The following is an 18,966-nucleotide window of genomic DNA, read 5'->3' on the forward strand; positions in this document are numbered from 1 at the left end:
CCAAGCAGACGGACACCAAGGGAGCTTCCGCCCCCATGGTCACACCCGTCCGTTAACAGCGGATCTCGATCAGCCCTGGTTGATGAAGCTCGGTTCGCAGAACTGCTTACGGCGCTTGAGCTTGCGACACAGGTCCTGCGAGGCCGCCTTTGTGGTCAATGGGCCGGCCTTGAGCCGGTAATAGGTGCCCTTACCCCTGCCCAGATTGACCTTGGTTATCTCTGGCTGAAGGCTTCCCAGCAGAGCCCTGTGGGCTTTCTGAATCTCCGACCAGCCCTTGCGCGCCGCGGCTTCTGATCGATAGGACGCCACATGGACCGCCGGCTTGGGCCCGGCCATGGCCATGCCGCCCGCCTTGTCCCCCATGGCCTTCAACGAGGCCGGAGGCTCCGGCTGCAGGCCACTCTCGATGGCCTTGCGCTCCTTGGCATATTCGTCCGAGGTGATCAGCTTGGCTTCTTGCAGCATTTCCAGGCGCCGCACCGCGTCGGCGGCTTTCATCAATCCCTTGGGCGGCACCGAGGGCGCCGCGATGGCCACCGGGGTTTCCGGCAACAGGGCATCCAGAATCATTTCCCGTTCCGCCGCATGCTGGCCGACGGTCATAGCGCGCATTTCCAGCGCCCGGCCAATGGCACGCAGGCGTCCAAGGATCTGATCCGTGGTTGGTACCGAACGATCCAGACCCGCCGCCGGAGGCGGTGACGTAAAGGGAACCAGCGCGCCCACATTGGTCTTGCGACGGGCAAGGTATTCATCGGGGGCGATCAGACCCTGATCCCGCAGAGCCCGTAGGGTTTCGAACCGCGACACGATATTGGCGTCGGCCGTGCTGGCGCTGACCATGGGACCGCCCATGCCACCCGCGCCACCGATATCCATGCCTCCGGATGAGGGTCCCATGCCGGAAGCACTCACCGGCCCGGTCATGGCGCTGCCTTGCGGTGCGCCATCCAGTCCGGCGGCGCCGCGCTCCATCTGGCCAACCACGTTGCCGCTTTGCAGCAGGCTCATGTTGACACTGGCGATCTCGGAGACCGGGCGGGTGGTGAAGTTGTTCATCACCATAAGCTGTTCCGTTTCCGGCGGCCGCAGGGCCAGCACGGCTTCGTACATGGCGCGGGCGCGGGTGACTTGCCCGGTATGGTGATAGAGGATGGCGCGGCCCAGCAGGGCATGCACATCATTGGGGTTGGCCTTCAAGGCTTTGTCGAAATGGCTTTCGGCCAGAACGAAGTTGCCCTTGGTCAGTTCGGCGATGCCCAGCTCGGCCTCGACGTTTTCTTTCTTCAGCGGGCTATTGGTCCAGAACTCCGGCTTCAGCATGTTCTGATCCGTCACCACGCCGCAGCCTGCCAAAATCGTGGTCGTCGCCACGATCATCGCCGCATACCGGTACATCCGTTTCACCGCTCGTCTCCCGTCGGGTCGTGGGGCCGCCAAAGAGGCAACACCCAACATAAGGACAAAATACAACAGAATCCTGACCTCCGTTGGTAAAAAATGTCCTAAGAGCGCGGATATTACTGAATTATTCGTCCGAGTCCGGATCGATGGAAAGGTCTTGCCCGGTCTCCTTGGCCTTGCGAACGGCGGTGATTTCGGCCCCTGGGAAGGTCTCCAACACGGCTTTGACCAGCGGATGCCCGGAGACTTTGGCCCGCAGATGGGCCTCGGCTTCGTCTTTTTGCTGGCGCAAGGTAGCGGCGCCGGGGGCCTGTTGGGAGATTGTCACCGCCCATCGGCCGCCGGTTTTCTCATCCAGAAACCGCTTCATCTTGTTGGCCAGATCAGCAGGCGCATGGTCGCCTGGCCGGAATTCAATGCGACCGGGCGCGAAGGACACCAGGTGCAGATTATTGATCAGGTCCGCATGCAGGATCGCTTCTTTTTCCGTTTCCGCCAGGGCGACCACGTCGTCAAAGGTTTGTGGATTGGGAAGGGTCAATTGCGACTCGGCTTGCGGCTGGGGGTCGGGATCCCCGGCGATCACCACCAGGGCGGCTTGCGGGGCCCCGGACGGGGATCCTCCCGAGGGTAAGGACGATCCCGCAACCGGATTCGATGGGGATGGCGACGGGACGGGTGCGCCCGCCCCGGAAGAGCTTGGCAAGGGCTGCCCGCCGTCAAGCATTTTCAAGGCTTCTTCCGGACTGGGCAGGGTCGAGGCATGGGCCAGGCGAATGAGAATCATCTCGGCGGCCTGTAGAGGAGACGGGGCTTGCCGGGTTTCCTGGATACCCTTCAACAGCATCTGCCAGGCCCGGGCCAAGGTCGCCAGCCCCAACCCCGCGGCCATTTCTCGGCCCCGGGTGCGTTCGGTTTCCGACACCGTGCCCCGCTCGGCAGCCGCCGGCACCACTTTGATCCGGGTCAGCCAGTGGCTGAGGTCCAGCATGTCTTCGAGCACCACCGCCGGTTCGGCCCCGGCCTTGTACTGGCCATCGAGGATCTCCAGCGCCTTGGCCGGATCCCCCTGCAACACCGCCGCCAGCAGATCGAAGGTCACCGCCCGGTCGGCCAGCCCCAGCATATCGCGCACCTGACCCTCGGAGACGGTTCCGGCACAATGGGCAAAGGCCTGGTCGAGCAATGACAGGCCGTCGCGGACGCTGCCATCGGCGGCGCGGGCGATGAGGCCCAGGGCCGCGGGTTCGATTTCGGCGTTTTCCTGGTCGGCAATGGAGGCGAAATGGGCGATCAGGGTCTCCATTTCCACGCGCCGCAGATCGAATCGCTGACAGCGGGATAACACGGTCACCGGCACCCGGCGGATTTCGGTGGTGGCGAAAATGAACTTCACATGTTCCGGCGGCTCTTCCAGGGTCTTCAACAAGGCGTTGAAGGCGTTTTTGGAGAGCATGTGCACTTCGTCGATGATGTAGATCTTGAATCGCGCCGAGGTGGGGCGATAGGCCACGCCTTCGATGATCTCGCGGATATCGTCGACACCGGTGCGCGACGCGGCATCCATTTCCAGCACGTCCACATGACGATCTTCGGCAATGGCACGGCAGTTTACACATACTCCGCAGGGCGAGATGGTGGCACCGCCAGTGCCGTCGGGTCCGATGCAATTCAGGGCCCGGGCGATGATCCGCGCGGTGGTGGTCTTGCCGATGCCGCGCACGCCGGTGAGCACAAAGGCATGGGCCAGGCGGCCGGAATCGATGGCATTGGTGAGGGTGCGGACCAGGGCTTCCTGACCGATCAGCCCGGAGAAGTCCTTGGGCCGATACTTGCGCGCCAGCACCCGGTATTCACCGGCATCACTGGTTTCCACGGAAGAGGGATCGAGATCGGTCATTCGGGGCCCGTCTGGTTACGGTATCGGCGGGCGGAGATAAGGTGAGAGACTGACAGCGACCCGAATCAAAACTCGTTACGGCTGCTTCCTTCCGGACCTGACCGGGTTGGCGAGGAATCCGTCCACCACCAGCCTCTCAAGGGCTATATAGCAAGCTCCCCCCGGTCGAGGCAAGGTTCGTCGAATCTATTCTTCCACGATGAAGACACCGGAGATCCCGCTCATGGCGCCAACGCCGGAGGTGAACGATCCCATAAAGGGAACATAGGTCCCATAGGTCTCATTGTTGAAACGATAGCGGCCGGGGTTCATGGGCACGACCTTGATCTCCCGGGTTTCCTTGGCGGCCAGGGCAATGGAGACCACCATCAGCGGGTCCGATTCGGTGCTGCCGGTCAAATCGCTCGCCGCCGCGTTTTGAAAGAAATCGGCGGCGGCCAGCGTGCGGACGTTGTCAATGGTGTTGACCAACTTCAAGATATAGGGCTGCCCGCGTTTCATGGAAACGAATGTCGGCTTGAGATCATCCTCAAGAAACAGGATTTCATGCGTCTGGGCCTGAGTCCAATCGGTGGCGGCAAGCGTATCGGACGCCTGCTCCATGTAGCCATCCGGGAACACGACCACCGCATCCAACTGATTGACCAGGTCCACTTCGGTACAGGCGGTTGCGCCCAACAGAGCCAGTGCGGCCAAACCGTTCTTCCAATTCACGCCCATCGGTCGTCCCCCAAAATATCCACCATTGCCTTTTTATGGGGCTTTCCGGCCCCAAACGCAACGGTCAACAGCCCGCGGGCTTGGTTTCGATAAAAGAGTATGCCATTCATGCATCATGTCTGACCGCCCCTCCGATTCACTCTCTTATGATACCTTCGGCCTTGATCGGGCTGACCGCCAACGCAAGGATCCCCAATGGGTGGCGGCGCGGCTGCATGCCCGAGACAGTTTCCTGATCCCCGTATGGCGCGATCACAATCTGATTTTGCCCGGCGACGACGATCATGCCCCTTCGGCGGTCACTCTGACCGGCGACCATGCCCGGGGTACCCTGCATATGGCCCGGGACGTGACTTTCTTGGGCCAAAGGGAAGGCCGATCCTGGTTTACCGCCGACCTTTCGGATCAAGAGCTATTTGATCTCACGCCGATCATGGGGCGGGCCGAATTCCTGGATCTACGGGGCTGCGGGGCTTTTATGGATCCCTTCGAAGCGGCCATGCTGGCCTATGCCCGGGGCATGCTGTTTTGGCACCGTCGACAGCGTTTCTGCGGTGCTTGCGGAAGCCCCACCGAAGCCCATCATGGAGGTCACAAACGCACCTGTGGCAACGCGGATTGCGGTCTGGAGCATTTTCCGCGCACCGATCCGGCGGTGCTGGTGCTGATCACCCGACCCGGTCCCGAGGGTGGGGCCTGTCTGTTGGCGCGGCAACCGGCCTGGCCGGACAAATTCCATTCCTGTCTGGCCGGATTCCTGGAAATCGGCGAGAGCCTGGAAGCCTGTGCCCGGCGCGAAGTGATGGAAGAAGTGGGCATCGAGATCGAAGACATCGTCCAGGTTCAGTCTCAGCCTTGGCCCTTCCCCGCCTCGTTGATGGTGGGCATGACAGCCCGCGCCCGCACGGTGCGCCTGAGAGTCGATACGGACGAGTTGGAAACCGCCCGCTGGGTCACCCGGCGGCAGTTCGACGATCTGGGCTCCCTGGGTATCGTGCTGCCCCGGCGGGACACCATGGCAAGGTTTTTGATCGAAGGGTGGTTGCGCAAGGAGACGTGACCCCCTTCTACAGATCCTCGAATCCCGGTACTTCCAATTCGAAGCTGCGCCGTTCCGGGCCGGTATAGAGGATACTCGCCTTGCGCCGCCGATCAGGGCCGAAAAAGGCCTGGGTGCGGACGAAGGGTCGCGGGGCGCGGATGACATTGTTGAGCCGACTGCAAAACACCTTGGCCGAAATGGGCTTGACCAGGAATTCGTTGACCCCGGCATCGCGCGCGGCAGTGATATGTTCTTCCTCGGCAAATCCACTGATCATGATGATCGGCAGAAACGGGTTGGGGCTGTCGGCCATGGTGCGGATGGCCCGGGTCAGTTCCACGCCGTCGAGCACGGGCATGTACCAATTGGTGATCAGGATATCCGGCGCCGTCAGGTCCTTCATGCGGGAATAGGCCTGGGCGCCATTGTTGGCCTGATGAATCTTGCGACAACGAAAGGTTCGCAACAGCGTCTTATAGAGGCTGAGCATATGCGAGTTATCATCGACGATCATGATGGAGACCTGGCTGAGATCGAATTCCATCGGTTTCCGGCTTCCCTTTAATTTGTTTGCCCCATTCTTGACGATCTATGCGGGGAAATGAACCGGAAATTACGCTTTTTTCCCCGATGGCCTCCCTGCTGCTTGCCGAACGCGCTGCACTGCGTTAAATTTCTTCGCAACTGCAATATAAATTCTGGGAGGCTTTCCATGGTCCGAGATGCCCGTCCGCGCCGCAGTATTCTTTACATGCCCGGCTCCAATGCCCGCGCCCTTGAGAAGGGCCGGACCCTTGCCGCCGACGGGTTGATCCTTGATCTGGAAGATGCGGTTTCGCCGGAGTCCAAGATTCTGGCCCGCGAGCAGATTTGTACCGCGGTCACCGAAGGTGGCTACGGCAAGCGGGAAATTCTCATTCGGGTCAACGGTCTCAACACGCCCTGGGGCTATGACGATATCGCCGCCGCCGCCAGGACCCCCGCCGATGCCATTTTGTTGCCCAAGGTGGAGAGCGGCGACATGGTGCGGCAAGCCGCCGCCGCTTTGCAAGCCAATGGCGCGCCGGCCAGCATGGCCATCTGGTGCATGATGGAAACCCCCATGGGCATGCTCAACGCCCAGGACATCGCCGGATCCAGCCCGCGTCTTGCCGGATTCGTCATGGGCACCTCGGATCTGGCCAAGGATCTGCATTGCGCCCATACGCCGGAGCGTCAGCCCATGATTACCTCTTTGGGCCTCTGCCTGTTGGCTGCCCGAGCCTATGGACTGGCCATCGTCGACGGGGTCTATCTGGACCTGAAGGATGATGAAGGCTTCAAGGCCCATTGCGTTCAAGGCCGGGAGCTGGGCTTCGACGGCAAAACCCTGATCCATCCGAAAACCGTGGATGTGGCCAACGAGATTTTTGCCCCCTCCGAAGAGGAGGTGGACTGGTCGCGCAAGATAATCGCTGCCCATGCCCAGGCCGAAGCCGAAGGCCAGGGTGTGGTGCTGGTGGATGGCAAGTTGATCGAGAACCTGCATGTGGTCGCCGCCCAACGGCTGGTGGATCTGGCCGATGCCATCGCGGAGATGAATCCATGACCAACAAGACCAACCCGGGCAATTTTTTCGAGGATTTCTCCGTCGGTCAGGAGATCATCCATGCCACCCCAAGGACGGCCAGCGTGGGCGATGTGGCCTTGCATACGGCCCTCTATGGCTCGCGCTTTGCCGTCCAATCTTCCGATGAATTCGCCAAGTCCCTGGGGCTGATCGCTGCGCCGCTTGATGACTTCCTTGGCTTTCATCTGGTATTCGGCAAGACCGTCCCCGACGTGTCGCTCAACGCCGTGGCCAACCTGGGCTATGCGGCAGGCGTCTTCGGGCCGCTGATCATGCCCGGGGACACGGTCAGCACCCGCTCCACCGTCATCGGCGTCAAGGAGAACTCCAACGGCAAGACCGGCGTGGTCTATGTGCGTTCGGTGGGCCGCAATCAGCGCGACGAAACGGTGCTCGACTATGTGCGCTGGGTGATGGTCAAAAAGCGCGATCCCGGCGCCCCGGCCCCGGAGCCGGTGATTCCCGATCTGCCTGGCGCTGTGGCGGTGGAAGACCTGCAGGTGCCCGACGGCCTCTATCTGAGTGCCTATAACAGGGATCTGGCGGGCAGCCCGTTTGGTTGGGACGACTACGCCGTGGGCGAGAAGATCGACCATGTGGACGGCTTCACCATCGAGGAGGCCGAGCACCAGATGGCCACACGGCTGTATCAGAACACCGCCAAGGTGCATTTCAATCAGTTCGAACAGAAAGAAGGTCGCTTCGGCAAACGCTTGATCTATGGCGGCCATATCATCAGCCTGGCCCGCTCGCTAAGCTTCAACGGCCTGGCCAATGCCTTCCGCGTCGCCGCCATCAACGGCGGGGCCCATTGCAACCCGACCTTCGCCGGCGACACCATCCACGCCTGGTCGGAAGTGCTCGACAAGCAGGAACTTCCCGACCGCACCGACATGGGCGCCCTGCGCCTGCGCACGGTGGCCACCAAGGACCGGCCTTGTGCCGACTTCCCCTACAAAGGGGAGGACGGCAAGTATCTGCCCGAGGTGGTGCTGGACTTTGACTACTGGGTCCTGGTGGTGCGGTAAGGCTTAAAACCCCCGCCCGCCTGCCCGTCCTACAGCCCCGCCCCCCGGCGGCCCCAGTTCCATGGGCGTGCTCAGGATGTCGCGCACCCTTGCTGCATCGAGCAATTGCGGTTTGTAGGTCCCGCCGCGCTGGTTCAGCTGCCCGGCGAAGGACCGAAGGTGATTGCGGGAACCCCGGCGGATGGTGGTGTAGACCTGTTTGATATCGGCCTGGGCGGTGCTTTCAATGGCCTTGTCCAGGTCGGCGATATCCACTTCCTCGATTAGACCACCCACGTTGAGAGCCGCTTGCAACGAGGCTTTGCTTTTTTCCGAGAGATCCCGATAGAGCTTTTGCAAGTGGACGTTCTGGAACTCGCCGCGGCCGGTGGATTGTGCCGGGTCGATGAGCCCGTAGCGGGTCAGGGGCCGCAAAAGGGCATCCATATGACGCTGCTCGGCACTGGCGATTTTCTGGAATATCGGCAGCTGCCAACGATCAAACAGATCCAGATACACATCCCGGGCCAGCTTTTCCTCCTCGCGCATATATAGGAGGTCCTGCACCTCGCGTTCGGTCAGGATCGGCGTGCCTCCGGCCACCAGCGACGGCATGGCGGCCGGAGGCGTTTGGGAGAGCGGAAAGGCCACGTGCTGGCCCGGGGCGTTGGCGCGCGGCGCCCCCACGGGCTGCATGTTGGTGGCCTGCAACACGGCATCGAGAGCCAAGACCATGCCGCCGACTATCAGCAGCGCGGTGATGATGACAATAAAGGAACGGGCGGCGTTGGAGCCAGGCTGGCGGGGTGGTCGGGTCATGGAAGCGTCCAAAGAGTGATCGGATTCGGGCCGAGAATACCCGATTCGGACCAAAATGGTATGATATTTCATTTCGCATTCATGGCGTGGGCTGTGTCTGTCCGGAGACCGTGAATTTATCTTGCCTCTTGTCCCTTTCAAGCAATCTGGCATAATGCAATTATGATAGCATTATTAATGGTGATTACCTTCTTATGCGCGTATTCAGCTCAGGCAGCGCCGGATATTCCCGGCCCGGCCCAGGTGCATGCGCAGGTGATCCGGGTGATCGACGGCGATACCTTCGAGGCCATGGCCTATTTGGGCATGGACGTGTATCGGCAGATCACCATCCGGGTGGCGGGGATCAATACCCCGGAGTTGCGCAGCCGTTGTGAGGACAACGACGCCCGGGCGCGGGAACGGGCCTTGGCCCGCCAGGCCCGCGACCTGAGCCAGGAAATGCTGCAAGACCGGGTGGTCACGCTGATCCGCCCGCGAACCGGCACCTGGCGCGGACGCATGGTGGCCGAAGTGGTATTGGAAGATGGGCGTTATTTAGCCGAGGTTTTGACCGCCGCCGATCTCAGCCGAGGCGAAGGGCGCTTAGTCTGGTGCGCCCCGTAGCGGATCCGGCGACCAGCATCTTGCGCGCCAGAAGCTTCATTCGTTCCCCATAGGCCTGTTGTGACCAGCCGCAATCGAGGATGAATCGCTCCCAGGTCTGCACCGACAGCATGGACCAAAGAATATCCGTGGCCTCGGTGACGGTGAGGGCGGGGGATAGCATGCCGTCGCGATCCAGTGCATCGACGGCGGCCTGGAATCCCTCGCGCAGGCCCGCCATGCGATCAGCCCAAGCCAGCCGCGCGGCCTCGTCCGTGTCCCCCATGGCCAGCAGGGCCTTGGCCACCCCATGGATTTCCGGGATGTAGTGGACCCAGGCCTCGACAAAGGCCTCCAATCGCTCCAGCCCGCTGTCCGCATTGCGGCTGGCCTGCAACCGACCCGCCACATCCTTGACCTCGTCCACATAGCGGACGGTGGCGATCAGCAAATCGGCGCGACCGGGAAAATGTAGATAGACCGCCTGACGGCTGATCCCGGCGGTCTTGGCGATGTCGCTCATGCGCACCGTGCTGTCGCCGGATTCCAACAGAGTCCAGGCGGCTTTCAGGATGCGGGTTCGGGTATCGGCACTTTCACTTGACATGATGTCAAGATGCCCCATATGTTAGGTCCTGTCAATTGACACGGTGTCAAGTTGATAAATCTTAACCCAACCCCACCCAACTCCCTGGGAGATGACCATGAAACCCCTTGAAAACACCCACCCCGTGCTGGTTCTCGGCGGCAACGGCAAGACCGGACGACGGGTAATGGACCGGCTTCGGGCGCGCGGCAGGGAGGTCCTCGGCGTCTCCCGCTCCACCACCCCTGCCTTCGATTGGAACGACCCCGCCTCCTGGCCCGATCTCTTGGAGGGCGTGAGCGCGGTCTATATGACGTATCAGCCGGATTTGGCGGTACCGGGCGCCTTGGACGCGGTTCGTGGCTTCACCGATCTGGCGCTGAAAGCGGGCGTGCGACGCTTGGTGTTGCTGTCCGGGCGTGGGGAAGAGGAAGCGCAACGGGCCGAGCGGATGCTGCAAGACAGCGATGCTGACTGGACCATCGTCCGCGCCGCCTGGTTCAATCAGAATTTCAGCGAGAATTTTCTCATGGACGGGGTGCTGGCCGGTAAGATCGCCCTGCCCGCGGGCAGGGTCCAAGAACCCTTTGTCGATGTGGATGACATTGCCGAGGTGGTGGTGGAAGCCCTGTGCGATGACCGTCACATCGGCCAGTTGTACGAGGTCACCGGCCCCCGCCTGATGACCTTTGCCGAGGTTGTCGCCGAGATCGGCACGGCCTGTGGACGGGAGGTCTCCTATGAGCATATGGCGCCCGATGACTATGCGGCCTTGTTGCGGCAACACCAGCTTCCTGCGGATTTCGCCAATCTGATCCTGTATCTGGTGACGACGGTGCTCGACGGGCGCAATGCCTATCTGGCCGACGGCGTTCAGCGGGCTCTGGGCCGACCACCGAAAGATTTTTCGGACTATGCACGCGAGGTGGCGGCCCAAGGCGCTTGGTCGGTCGTACCAGAGCCGATTTGTGCGTAAAGGCTCTAGATCACGTCGTGTTTGATCGGATTCGATCAAACATGAAAAACGTGATCGATTCCAATAAGGTCGCGCGTGTCTAACGGGTCCGATTGGACCCGACACGCGCTAGGTCGCAATCCGGTCGGTGGGAAAAAGCCGCACCGACCGGCCGTCGCGCGCCAGGCGGCCCTGCTTTTGTAGTCGCGACAACACCCGATACAGCGCCTCATGGGTCAGTCCGATCTCGCTGGCCCACTGCATCCAGGTTCCTGGAATGGTCGCCACGCCCTGTTCCGACTCCAAGACCCGCAACGCCGTCATGACCCGCTCATCGGCCGATCGAATGCCCCGGATTTCACAGCGGGTTCGGGCCTGTTGCAGTTGTCGCGCCAACCGTTGGGTAAAGGCCAAGGCAAAAGCGGGATCGGACCGCAGGCACTCCAGAAAGACTTGGCGCGGGGTTGCCAGGACAACGCTGGCCACCGTTGCCACACCATCGCAGTGATAGGCCTCGGAAAACACGGATGCTTCGGCAAAGGTCTCGCCGGGATGGATACTCTGAATGGTAATATCGGCTCCGTCGCGACCGGGACGGATCAACCGCAGGCCGCCACTTTCAAGGTAAAATAGCTTCGAAGGTTCCGCCCCCCGGTGAAACAGCATCTCGCGCGGGTCCAAAAGGCGGCGCTCCGCGCCCTGCCACAGATCATCCCATGAAAAAGTGTCGCTTCCAGTCACCCTCTGTCCCCGCCCTCGACGATATGATCCAGATCATATCCGAGGGCGGGCTGGCCTGCTAGTGTTCCATCGACGTTCCTCTCGGTGCCTGCCCCATACAAGGATGAGGACGTCGATTCAACCGCACAAGCCTGAGGTTCCAACAAAAAATGTTCCGGAGGATTCCCACCCCATGAAGCACCTATGGACCCCCCTTGCCCTGATTGCCCCGCTGCTGCTTGCCTCCGCCGCCACCGCCCAGGACGATACCCGGGAACTGGTCAAGCTGCCGGAGATGATGCAACAACATATGATGAGCAATATGCGGGATCACCTGTTGGCCCTGGACGAGATCCTCGGGCTACTGGCCGAAGGCAAGAATACACAGGCCGGAGAGTTGGCGGAACAACGCATCGGTATGTCGTCTCTGACTCTTCACGGCGCCGACCACATGGGCCCCTACATGCCCGAGGGCATGCGCGCCGCTGGAACGGAAATGCACCGCCGGGCCAGCCGCTTCGCCCTGGCGGCGCAGGAAGCCGAACTGGACCAGACCTATGAAGCGCAGCAGAAAGTCTTCGCCGCCCTGCAAGGCATCACCGAGAACTGCAATGCCTGCCATATGGGTTACCGGTTGCGGTAGCAGCGAGGAGTCCGGGATGCTAGAACGGGTTCACCGAATCGGGAGAGCCTACCGTGAGCCTGCTGCAATTGACCGTCATCGCCCTGGTCCAGGGCATTACCGAGTTTTTGCCCATTTCCTCGTCCGGGCACCTGATTTTGGTACCGCAGCTGACCGGCTGGGAGGATCAGGGGCTGTTGATGGACGTGGCGGTGCATGTGGGCACGCTGCTCGCCGTGATGCTGTATTTCTGGCGCGATGTCTGGGCCATGCTGAGTGGATTGGGCAATCTGTTCAAAGGCCGCCTGGATCCCGGTGCACGCATGGTGTTGCTGGTTGTGGTGGCAACAATCCCGGTGATTGGCGTCGGCTACTTGGCCAAGGATTTTGTCTCCACCCATCTACGCTCCATCGAGGTGATTGCCTGGGCGACCTTGGGCTTCGGTATTGTCATCTACATCGCCGACCGACTGGGCATGACCATGCGGCGCATGGAACATCTGGGGTTCAGCGACGCGGTGATCATCGGCCTATCCCAATGCCTGGCCTTGATCCCCGGCACCAGCCGTTCGGGCATCACCATGGCCGCCGCCCGGGCCCTGGGCATGGAACGCCCCGACGCGGCGCGCTTTTCCATGCTGATCTCCATGCCGACGATCCTCGGTGCGGGCGTATTGGCGGGCAAAGACCTTTATGAAAGCGGCAATGCCCAGCTTTCCTTCGATGCCCTGATCGCCGGGGGGTTGGCCTTCGCCTCGGCCCTGGTGGCCATCTGGGGCCTCATGGCCTGGCTCAAACGGGCCTCTTTCACGCCCTTTGTCATCTACCGGATGCTGCTGGGCGTGGGGTTGCTGGCACTGGCTTACGGGTAATCACCGTTCATACGCGCCCAGGTCCAACGGCCCGTTGCGTTTGCGGACCACCTTGTTGAGCGGATGAACATATTCGTATTCCGGCCAAAGGGGCTGGGTACCATCCACGCCGGGGTCCATACCCACGTCCAACGCCGGAGAAATCGCTGTCAGACGCATGTCCAGGTTCAACGGGTCCACGAAGCCCGGTTGCGGCTCATCGGTGAGCGCCAACAGTCTGAAAGGTTGCAGCAACAACCCAAAATCATCGGCAACCATGGACGCGACCTCGGACCAGCCGTGACGGCGCAGGTGCATATTGCTCCCCATCTCGGCGGGGCCGATAACGAATTTGCCCTGACCGATGGCCAGATTGTTGATCAGACGCACCGGCGTCTGCGTGCCATTGACGATGAACCGCCCGGTGGCATTGCGATTGACGATGGTATTGTTGACCACCCGGAACCGGTGCGCCGGGTGCTGTTTCTTCTTCTCCACGCCCAGGGCGATCATGGCATTGTTGAGGGCCTTGGCGCTTTGTTCGATCACATTGCCGATAATCGTGACATCCCCCCCATTGGGCACGTCGATCAGATAGCTGGCCTGACCCTCGGCACCTTCGACCAGTTCGTTGTAGGCAATTACGGTCTTATGCGCCCGGCTCTTGACCAGGTGCCCCACCACGGATCGATGGCTGGCGCTGTAGCGCAGGGTGAAACTGCGGACATGGGTGATATACATATTGTGGGAGTAGCCATCTCCGGCACCGTTGTGGTCGAATTCCGAATGCTCGACCAGAATATCGCTTTCGGCGACAGGATTGGTCAGGATGCCATTCTCATTGTCACGAAAGACGCAGCCGATCACCGTGAGGCCCTTGCCTTCGGAGCGGATCCCGGCACCGTTTTTGGCGTTGGCTTTGGCCCCGCTGAATTCGATCCCAGAGACTCGAACCCGGTCGCCCTTGATCACCCAGATCCCCTTTTGATCGGCGATTTGACCATTGGCCTGTAGTTTGACCGGGCCCCCGTTTGACCGCAGGATCAGATCATTCTGTTTCCATACCGCCACATCGCCGGGATAGCTGCCGGCATCAATCTGTACAATGTCGCCGTCCTTGGCCACTTTGGCCGCCGCGCTGGGAGTCTTCAGCGCCCGCAAGGGGCCAACCTGCAAAACGTCGCCCAGAGCTTGGTTTGCCGGGATCAAGCCTCCGAGATACAGGGCCGCCACGACCAGAAGCCGGAAACCCGTGAATCGCTGTTCCATATTCATGATTGCCCCTTCCATGAAACGAAATCCCTACGAAGATGATAGGCAATTCAACGCCCGACCGAAATGTTTAATCCATGACCAGTCGGGACATGAACCCGTCATCGTCCCGTGAAGGCCCTCCCCTGTGAAGGAGGATCGTGATACACCGGATTCCCGAACATGGTTCAGCCCCAGCGAGGCCGCCTTGCATAGCCTTTTCGACAACATGACAGACGGCCAGCGGCCCTTCATTCTGTTGAGCCTTTGGTGTTTGTTGCTCTATGCGACCACCATCGCCGCCCTGCCGCCCATGGACCGGGACGAGGCTCGCTTCGCCCAGGCCTCGGCGCAGATGCTGGAAACCGGTGATTATGTGCGCATCCGCTTTCAGGACAAGGCCCGCAACAAGAAACCGGCGGGGATCTATTGGCTACAGGCCGCCTCGGTGTCGTTGTTGAGTTCGGAGACGGCACGCGAAATCTGGGCCTACCGGGTGCCCTCGGCCCTGGGGGCCTGGATCGCGACCTTGCTGACCTTCGCCATTGGGGCGCGATTGTTCGAACGACGAACGGCGCTGCTCGGCGCCTTGTCCCTGGGTGGCTGTATGATGCTATTCGTCGAGGCCCATTTGGCCAAGACCGATGCGGTGCTGCTGGCCACCATTGTCGGCGCCCAATGGGCCCTGGCACGCATCTATCTGGGCACCCGCGATGGCTCGCGCCCGCCCGCCCTGTGGGCCTTCTGGCTGTGGCTGGCGTTGGGCCTTGGATTCCTGATCAAGGGGCCGGTCCCTATGATGGTGGTGGCCCTGACCGCGGCGACCCTGTCCATCGCTGATCGGGACGGTAAATGGCTGAAAGGGCTTTACCCCGTTTGGGGCGTCCCCTTGATGCTGCTCATCGTGTTGCCCTGGTTCGTGCTCGCCGGGCAGGCCTTCATCGCCGACGCGGTGGGCAAGGACCTGCTGCCCAAGTTGATGAGCGGCCAGGAATCCCATGGCGCCCCGCCGGGCTACTATCTGTTGTTGATGACGGTCTTTTTGTTCCCGGCTTCTCTCTATGTATGGCCCGCCTTGTTCCGGTCGTGGAAGGTTCGTCTGCATCCGGGTATCCGCTTCTGTCTCGCCTGGTTGATTCCGGCCTGGATTGTCTTCGAATTGATTCCCACCAAATTGCCCCATTATGTACTGCCGATGTATCCGGCCTTGGCCCTGCTCACCGCCCGAGCGGCCTTGAATCGGGATCTGAGGGATTGGGGCACGAAAATCGGCATGATGGTCTGGGCTTTGGTCCCCGTTGCCCTGGGCGTCGCGGCCTTGGCTTTGCCTGTGATCTATGGGGACGGCTTTGATTTGTTGATGCTGATCCCGGCGATGATCGCCGTGGCCCTGTTGATTGTGGTACTACCCCGAGCCTGGCGCGGGGACTCGCCGGTGGCCATGAACCAGGCCATGGGCCTGGGTGTCTTGCTGCTGATCACCGTGGTCGGTCTGGCCTTGCCCAGCCTGGAAAGCTTCAAGGGCTCCGTCCGGGTGGCCGAGGCCCTGCCCGACAACCACGGTCCCTTGGCGACGGCGGGATACCACGAACCCAGTCTGGTCTTCCTGGCCGGAACCGATACCAAACTTGTGGACGGCGGATCGGCGGCGGCCCATCTGCTGGACGGCCACGGCCCGGCGGTGGTCAACGACCGGGAACAGGCAGCCTTTGACCAGGCTGTCGGCGAGAGCAAGATTGCCCCAGACCGGGTCGTCCGCGCCTTCAATTACTCGCGCGGACGCTGGGAGTTGCTTTCTCTGTACCTGCCAAAGGGAGGGCAACCATGAAGGCCTTGTGGCGGATGCTCCGTGCCGCGCCCCTTCGGATCTCGCTGTTTGTTTTAGGCTCCCTGGCACTGGTCAGCATCGGGTTATGGGATCAGTCGGTGGCGCTGTATTTCAAGCATGACGCCGATCGGGAAGTGGTGGCCTTTTTCAAGACCATCACCGACGCAGGCAAGCCCGAGGCCTATTATATTCTCGCCGCCGTGGCGCTGTTGCTGTCGCGCTGGCGGCTGTACTTTGTCGTGGAGGAGCAAGCCCGGCTGTTTTGGGACAAGGTGGGGAACGCCGCAGCCTTCACCGCCATGTCGTTGATCCTGTCCGGGCTGCTGGTCAATGTATTGAAGTTGGTGTTTAGCCGCCATCGCCCCCGCGACCTGTTCGAGCAAGGACAATTCGGGTTCGATTTCCTGGCCTTCGATAGCCACCTGCATTCCTTTCCCTCGGGCCACACACAGGTGGCCTTTGCCTTGGCGACCTGCTTGGTGATCGTGCTGCCCAGGCTGGACCATCTGTGGCTGGTGTTCGCCCTGGTGATTTCCTTTTCACGCATCGCCACCAGCGTCCATTTTCCCGGTGACGTGATCATGGGTGCCTGGGTCGGATTGATGATGCCGGTCCTATTGAAAAGGCTGGTCTATGACCGCCGCCGGATCCCCTTTCAATTCAATGCCAACCCGGGGCTCTTGATGCGGGCCCGCGTGCGGCTCGACCGCTGGTCAGGCGTGACTTGTGCGGCGCAAGAAACTGCCTATACTGCGCGCCGTTCCGATCCCCCCAAGCAAGAGGACCAAGGCTCATGAGCGGTGACGTGAAAAAAGTGGTGCTGGCTTATTCCGGAGGTCTGGATACCTCCATCATCCTGCGCTGGCTGCAGGATGAGTATAACTGCGAGGTGGTCACCTTTACCGCCGACCTGGGCCAAGGAGAGGAACTGGAACCGGCCCGGGAAAAGGCCGAAATGATGGGGATCAAGGAGATCTACATCGAAGACCTGCGCGAGGAATTCGTCCGCGACTACGTATTCCCCATGTTCCGCGCCAACGCCATTTACGAAGGCACCTATCTGCTCGGCACCTCCATCGCCCGGCCGCTGATCGCCAAGCGCCAGATCGAGATTGCCCGGGAAGTGGGCGCCGACGCGGTGTGCCATGGGGCCACCGGCAAGGGCAATGACCAGGTCCGTTTCGAGCTGGGCTATTACGCCTTGAACCCGGACATCCGGGTCATCGCGCCCTGGCGGGAGTGGGACATGCAGTCCCGTTCCGACCTGATCGAGTATGCCGAGCAGCATCAAATTCCGGTGCCCAAGGACAAGCGCGGTGAGTCCCCGTTTTCCCAGGATGCCAACCTTTTGCATATCTCATCGGAAGGCAAGATCCTGGAAGATCCCTGGGACGAGCCCGATTGGGACCTGATTCTGACCCGCATGGTCACCCCTTGGGAGGCTCCCGACACCTCCACCGAAATCACCATTGATTTCGAGCGGGGCGATGCGGTGGCTATCGACGGTGAAGCCCTTAGCGCCGCCGCCCTGCTGACCCGACTCAACGAGCTCGCCGGTGCCAACGGGGTCGGCTGCATGGATATTGTCGAAAACCGTTTCGTCGGCATGAAGTCGCGCGGAGTATATGAAACACCGGGAGGTACGGTTCTGTTGCACGCCCATCGCGCCATGGAGAGCCTGTGTCTGGATCGGGGCGCCGCACACCTGAAAGACGAGATCATGCCGCGCTATGCCGAGCTGATCTACAACGGCTTTTGGTTCGCGCCGGAACGCGAGATGCTACAGGCCGCCATCGATGCCAGCCAGGAAAAAGTCACCGGTAGCGTGCGGTTGAAACTCTACAAGGGCAACGTCATCGTCGTAGGACGGAAGTCCCCCTACAGCTTGTACTCCGAGAAGGTCGCCACCTTCGAGGCCGACGAGGGGATCTACAATCAGCGCGACGCGGAAGGCTTCATCAAGCTCAACGCTCTGCGCCTGCGGTTGGATAAAATGGCAAGGAAGTAAGCTGCTTAGGTTCCGGCCCTAAATTACACAATTACGAAGGTGCAACAAAAATATTACACACCTGTTATGGATAACATAAAAACCCTACACCAAGTAGGAATATCGACGTCTTGGGATTGAAGCGCCTAAAATGCTATACTCTTTGGCATAGAGAGGCTGGCGTCAGGATTTGAATGCCGTTGGGGGGAAACTGGGACCCCCTCAGATAATCGGCACGGATCCGCTCAAGACCAGCCCGGGAAACGAACCGACGTTTCTATCTGGGAGGATGTTATGAACCGATCCGATTTCGCGGTCGTACCAAGTGAATCCGCGCCCGATTGTGGTGGGGTAGAGGTTCCACTTGACCAATTGCTGGCTGGGACCGTTATGCGGGCCATGATGTCGAGCGACGGGGTGCGTCGGGAAGACTTGGAAGCGCTGCTCGACGATGTGCGGCACAAAATCTCCGAGGCTGCCTAACCTTCTTTAAAGACTTTAGTGGCTACGAACGCTGAATGATATCCGCGTAGCGGGCCATCAGCTTCTGGCTGCGCTTGAGAATAAACCGGGTTGGCTCCGGGTAGTCGGCGAAGCTGTAAGCATCGCGTGCGACCAACAGAAAATTTTCCCGAAGCATGGATAGGGTCCACAGGCTGTGGGTGAACAGCGGCTTGCGGGGAATGGCGTTCTGATCCGGAAACAGGGCAATGGCCCGCTCGAAGGCGCGGATGGTGCCATCGAAGGCCACCGCATGACGCACCGCATCTTTGGACAGGGCGCCCAGATCCGATCCCAAGGCGGCAACCATATGGCTGCTCACCGGTTGTGCCAACCGTGCGGGAAAGGTCTGGTCGGCAGGCGTCTTTTCCAGAGTCTCCACCAATGAGATAAAGACATTGAGGCTCTGCTCCATATCGGCCAGCAGGGCGCGGGCCACACGACGACGGCGGGCCTTGTTTTCCGACCAGCGCCAGACAGCGGCGGCCAGCAACCCGCCGGTGACCGCCAAGGCGGCGCCGGTCGCTTGGGCGACGAGAGCGGGATCAGGCATCATGGTTCGGTCTCCCTCTATCA

At 61.0% G+C, this 18,966-nt stretch carries 21 protein-coding genes and 1 other RNA gene (1 of these 22 cut by a window edge); 12 read left to right on the forward strand and 10 right to left on the reverse strand.

Going from position 1 to position 18,966, the window contains the following annotated elements; all coding sequences use genetic code 11:
- Positions 1–56: the 3' portion of a hypothetical protein gene (locus MGMAQ_RS17215; RefSeq protein ID WP_046023479.1), read on the forward strand. Its footprint begins 448 nt before the window's first position; the window shows 56 of its 504 coding nt (coding positions 449–504); its start codon lies beyond the left edge, outside the window; it ends in the stop codon at positions 54–56.
- 13 nt (positions 57–69) lie between these two features.
- Here MGMAQ_RS17215 and MGMAQ_RS17220 read toward each other — a convergent pair whose 3' ends face one another.
- From MGMAQ_RS17220 to MGMAQ_RS17230, 4 genes are all read right to left on the reverse strand, one after another.
- Positions 70–1,401: an SPOR domain-containing protein gene (locus MGMAQ_RS17220; RefSeq protein ID WP_046022516.1), complete on the reverse strand. Its 1,332-nt coding sequence runs from the start codon at positions 1,399–1,401 to the stop codon at positions 70–72.
- Positions 1,402–1,531: 130 nt separating this feature from the next.
- A complete protein-coding gene (locus tag MGMAQ_RS17225; protein ID WP_046022517.1) occupies positions 1,532–3,307 on the reverse strand; it encodes a DNA polymerase III subunit gamma/tau in 1,776 nt (591 codons plus the stop codon).
- 41 nt (positions 3,308–3,348) lie between these two features.
- An RNA gene (ffs, locus tag MGMAQ_RS20125) (signal recognition particle sRNA small type) lies at positions 3,349–3,444 on the reverse strand.
- A gap of 49 nt (positions 3,445–3,493) precedes the next feature.
- The gene (locus MGMAQ_RS17230; protein WP_046022518.1) at positions 3,494–4,027 is read right to left on the reverse strand and encodes a hypothetical protein; all 534 of its coding nucleotides are present in this window, start codon (positions 4,025–4,027) and stop codon (positions 3,494–3,496) included.
- Positions 4,028–4,142: 115 nt separating this feature from the next.
- On the opposite strand from MGMAQ_RS17230, the gene nudC reads away from it, so the two are divergent.
- Positions 4,143–5,087, forward strand: a complete 945-nt coding sequence (gene nudC, locus MGMAQ_RS17235) for an NAD(+) diphosphatase (protein WP_046022519.1) — start codon at positions 4,143–4,145, stop codon at positions 5,085–5,087.
- Between the two features lie 7 nt (positions 5,088–5,094).
- Here nudC and MGMAQ_RS17240 read toward each other — a convergent pair whose 3' ends face one another.
- Entirely contained in the window at positions 5,095–5,613 is a 519-nt protein-coding gene (locus tag MGMAQ_RS17240) for a response regulator (protein WP_046022520.1), read from the reverse strand.
- A gap of 168 nt (positions 5,614–5,781) precedes the next feature.
- Between MGMAQ_RS17240 and MGMAQ_RS17245 the strand changes: the two genes are divergently transcribed.
- Positions 5,782–6,657: a CoA ester lyase gene (locus MGMAQ_RS17245; RefSeq protein WP_046022521.1), complete on the forward strand. Its 876-nt coding sequence runs from the start codon at positions 5,782–5,784 to the stop codon at positions 6,655–6,657.
- On the forward strand, positions 6,654–7,706 hold the full coding sequence (locus MGMAQ_RS17250; RefSeq protein ID WP_046022522.1) for a MaoC family dehydratase: 1,053 nt from the start codon (positions 6,654–6,656) through the stop codon (positions 7,704–7,706). The genes MGMAQ_RS17245 and MGMAQ_RS17250 overlap by 4 nt, the downstream gene beginning before the upstream one ends.
- A gap of 3 nt (positions 7,707–7,709) precedes the next feature.
- On the opposite strand, the gene MGMAQ_RS17255 is transcribed toward MGMAQ_RS17250, so the two are convergent.
- Positions 7,710–8,504, reverse strand: a complete 795-nt coding sequence (locus tag MGMAQ_RS17255) for a DUF2202 domain-containing protein (protein ID WP_046023480.1) — start codon at positions 8,502–8,504, stop codon at positions 7,710–7,712.
- A gap of 177 nt (positions 8,505–8,681) precedes the next feature.
- Here MGMAQ_RS17255 and MGMAQ_RS17260 point away from each other — a divergent pair, with 177 nt between their 5' ends.
- Positions 8,682–9,110, forward strand: a complete 429-nt coding sequence (locus tag MGMAQ_RS17260) for a thermonuclease family protein (RefSeq protein WP_046022523.1) — start codon at positions 8,682–8,684, stop codon at positions 9,108–9,110.
- Here the strand turns inward: MGMAQ_RS17260 and MGMAQ_RS17265 are convergent.
- Positions 9,070–9,696: a TetR/AcrR family transcriptional regulator gene (locus MGMAQ_RS17265; protein ID WP_046023481.1), complete on the reverse strand. Its 627-nt coding sequence runs from the start codon at positions 9,694–9,696 to the stop codon at positions 9,070–9,072. The genes MGMAQ_RS17260 and MGMAQ_RS17265 overlap by 41 nt on opposite strands.
- 97 nt (positions 9,697–9,793) lie before the next feature.
- On the opposite strand from MGMAQ_RS17265, the gene MGMAQ_RS17270 reads away from it, so the two are divergent.
- Positions 9,794–10,651 carry an SDR family oxidoreductase gene (locus tag MGMAQ_RS17270; protein ID WP_046022524.1) on the forward strand — a complete coding sequence of 286 codons (858 nt, stop codon included), beginning with the start codon at positions 9,794–9,796 and terminating at the stop codon, positions 10,649–10,651.
- A 108-nt stretch (positions 10,652–10,759) separates the two neighbouring features.
- On the opposite strand, the gene MGMAQ_RS17275 is transcribed toward MGMAQ_RS17270, so the two are convergent.
- Entirely contained in the window at positions 10,760–11,371 is a 612-nt protein-coding gene (locus MGMAQ_RS17275) for a Crp/Fnr family transcriptional regulator (protein WP_052716510.1), read from the reverse strand.
- A 172-nt stretch (positions 11,372–11,543) separates the two neighbouring features.
- Here MGMAQ_RS17275 and MGMAQ_RS17280 point away from each other — a divergent pair, with 172 nt between their 5' ends.
- Both MGMAQ_RS17280 and MGMAQ_RS17285 read left to right on the forward strand, forming a co-directional pair.
- Positions 11,544–11,993 carry a hypothetical protein gene (locus tag MGMAQ_RS17280; RefSeq protein WP_046022525.1) on the forward strand — a complete coding sequence of 150 codons (450 nt, stop codon included), beginning with the start codon at positions 11,544–11,546 and terminating at the stop codon, positions 11,991–11,993.
- Positions 11,994–12,046: 53 nt separating this feature from the next.
- On the forward strand, positions 12,047–12,844 hold the full coding sequence (locus MGMAQ_RS17285; RefSeq protein WP_046022526.1) for an undecaprenyl-diphosphate phosphatase: 798 nt from the start codon (positions 12,047–12,049) through the stop codon (positions 12,842–12,844).
- Here the strand turns inward: MGMAQ_RS17285 and MGMAQ_RS17290 are convergent, their stop codons facing one another.
- Entirely contained in the window at positions 12,845–14,098 is a 1,254-nt protein-coding gene (locus MGMAQ_RS17290) for a right-handed parallel beta-helix repeat-containing protein (RefSeq protein WP_148561009.1), read from the reverse strand.
- A gap of 124 nt (positions 14,099–14,222) precedes the next feature.
- Between MGMAQ_RS17290 and MGMAQ_RS17295 the strand changes: the two genes are divergently transcribed.
- The 4 genes from MGMAQ_RS17295 (at position 14,223) to MGMAQ_RS17310 (ending at position 18,372) form a co-directional block, all read left to right on the forward strand.
- On the forward strand, positions 14,223–15,902 hold the full coding sequence (locus MGMAQ_RS17295) for a glycosyltransferase family 39 protein (RefSeq protein WP_252508651.1): 1,680 nt from the start codon (positions 14,223–14,225) through the stop codon (positions 15,900–15,902).
- A complete protein-coding gene (locus tag MGMAQ_RS19940; protein ID WP_052716512.1) occupies positions 15,899–16,699 on the forward strand; it encodes a phosphatase PAP2 family protein in 801 nt (266 codons plus the stop codon). Before MGMAQ_RS17295 ends, MGMAQ_RS19940 begins: the two co-directional genes overlap by 4 nt.
- Positions 16,696–17,910 carry an argininosuccinate synthase gene (locus MGMAQ_RS17305; RefSeq protein ID WP_046022527.1) on the forward strand — a complete coding sequence of 405 codons (1,215 nt, stop codon included), beginning with the start codon at positions 16,696–16,698 and terminating at the stop codon, positions 17,908–17,910. Before MGMAQ_RS19940 ends, MGMAQ_RS17305 begins: the two co-directional genes overlap by 4 nt.
- A gap of 273 nt (positions 17,911–18,183) precedes the next feature.
- On the forward strand, positions 18,184–18,372 hold the full coding sequence (locus MGMAQ_RS17310; RefSeq protein WP_046022528.1) for a hypothetical protein: 189 nt from the start codon (positions 18,184–18,186) through the stop codon (positions 18,370–18,372).
- A 22-nt stretch (positions 18,373–18,394) separates the two neighbouring features.
- On the opposite strand, the gene MGMAQ_RS17315 is transcribed toward MGMAQ_RS17310, so the two are convergent.
- Positions 18,395–18,946: a hypothetical protein gene (locus MGMAQ_RS17315; RefSeq protein ID WP_046022529.1), complete on the reverse strand. Its 552-nt coding sequence runs from the start codon at positions 18,944–18,946 to the stop codon at positions 18,395–18,397.
- Positions 18,947–18,966 lie beyond the last annotated feature (20 nt).

The organism is Magnetospira sp. QH-2 (assembly GCF_000968135.1).
Lineage (GTDB): Bacteria > Pseudomonadota > Alphaproteobacteria > Rhodospirillales > Magnetospiraceae > Magnetospira.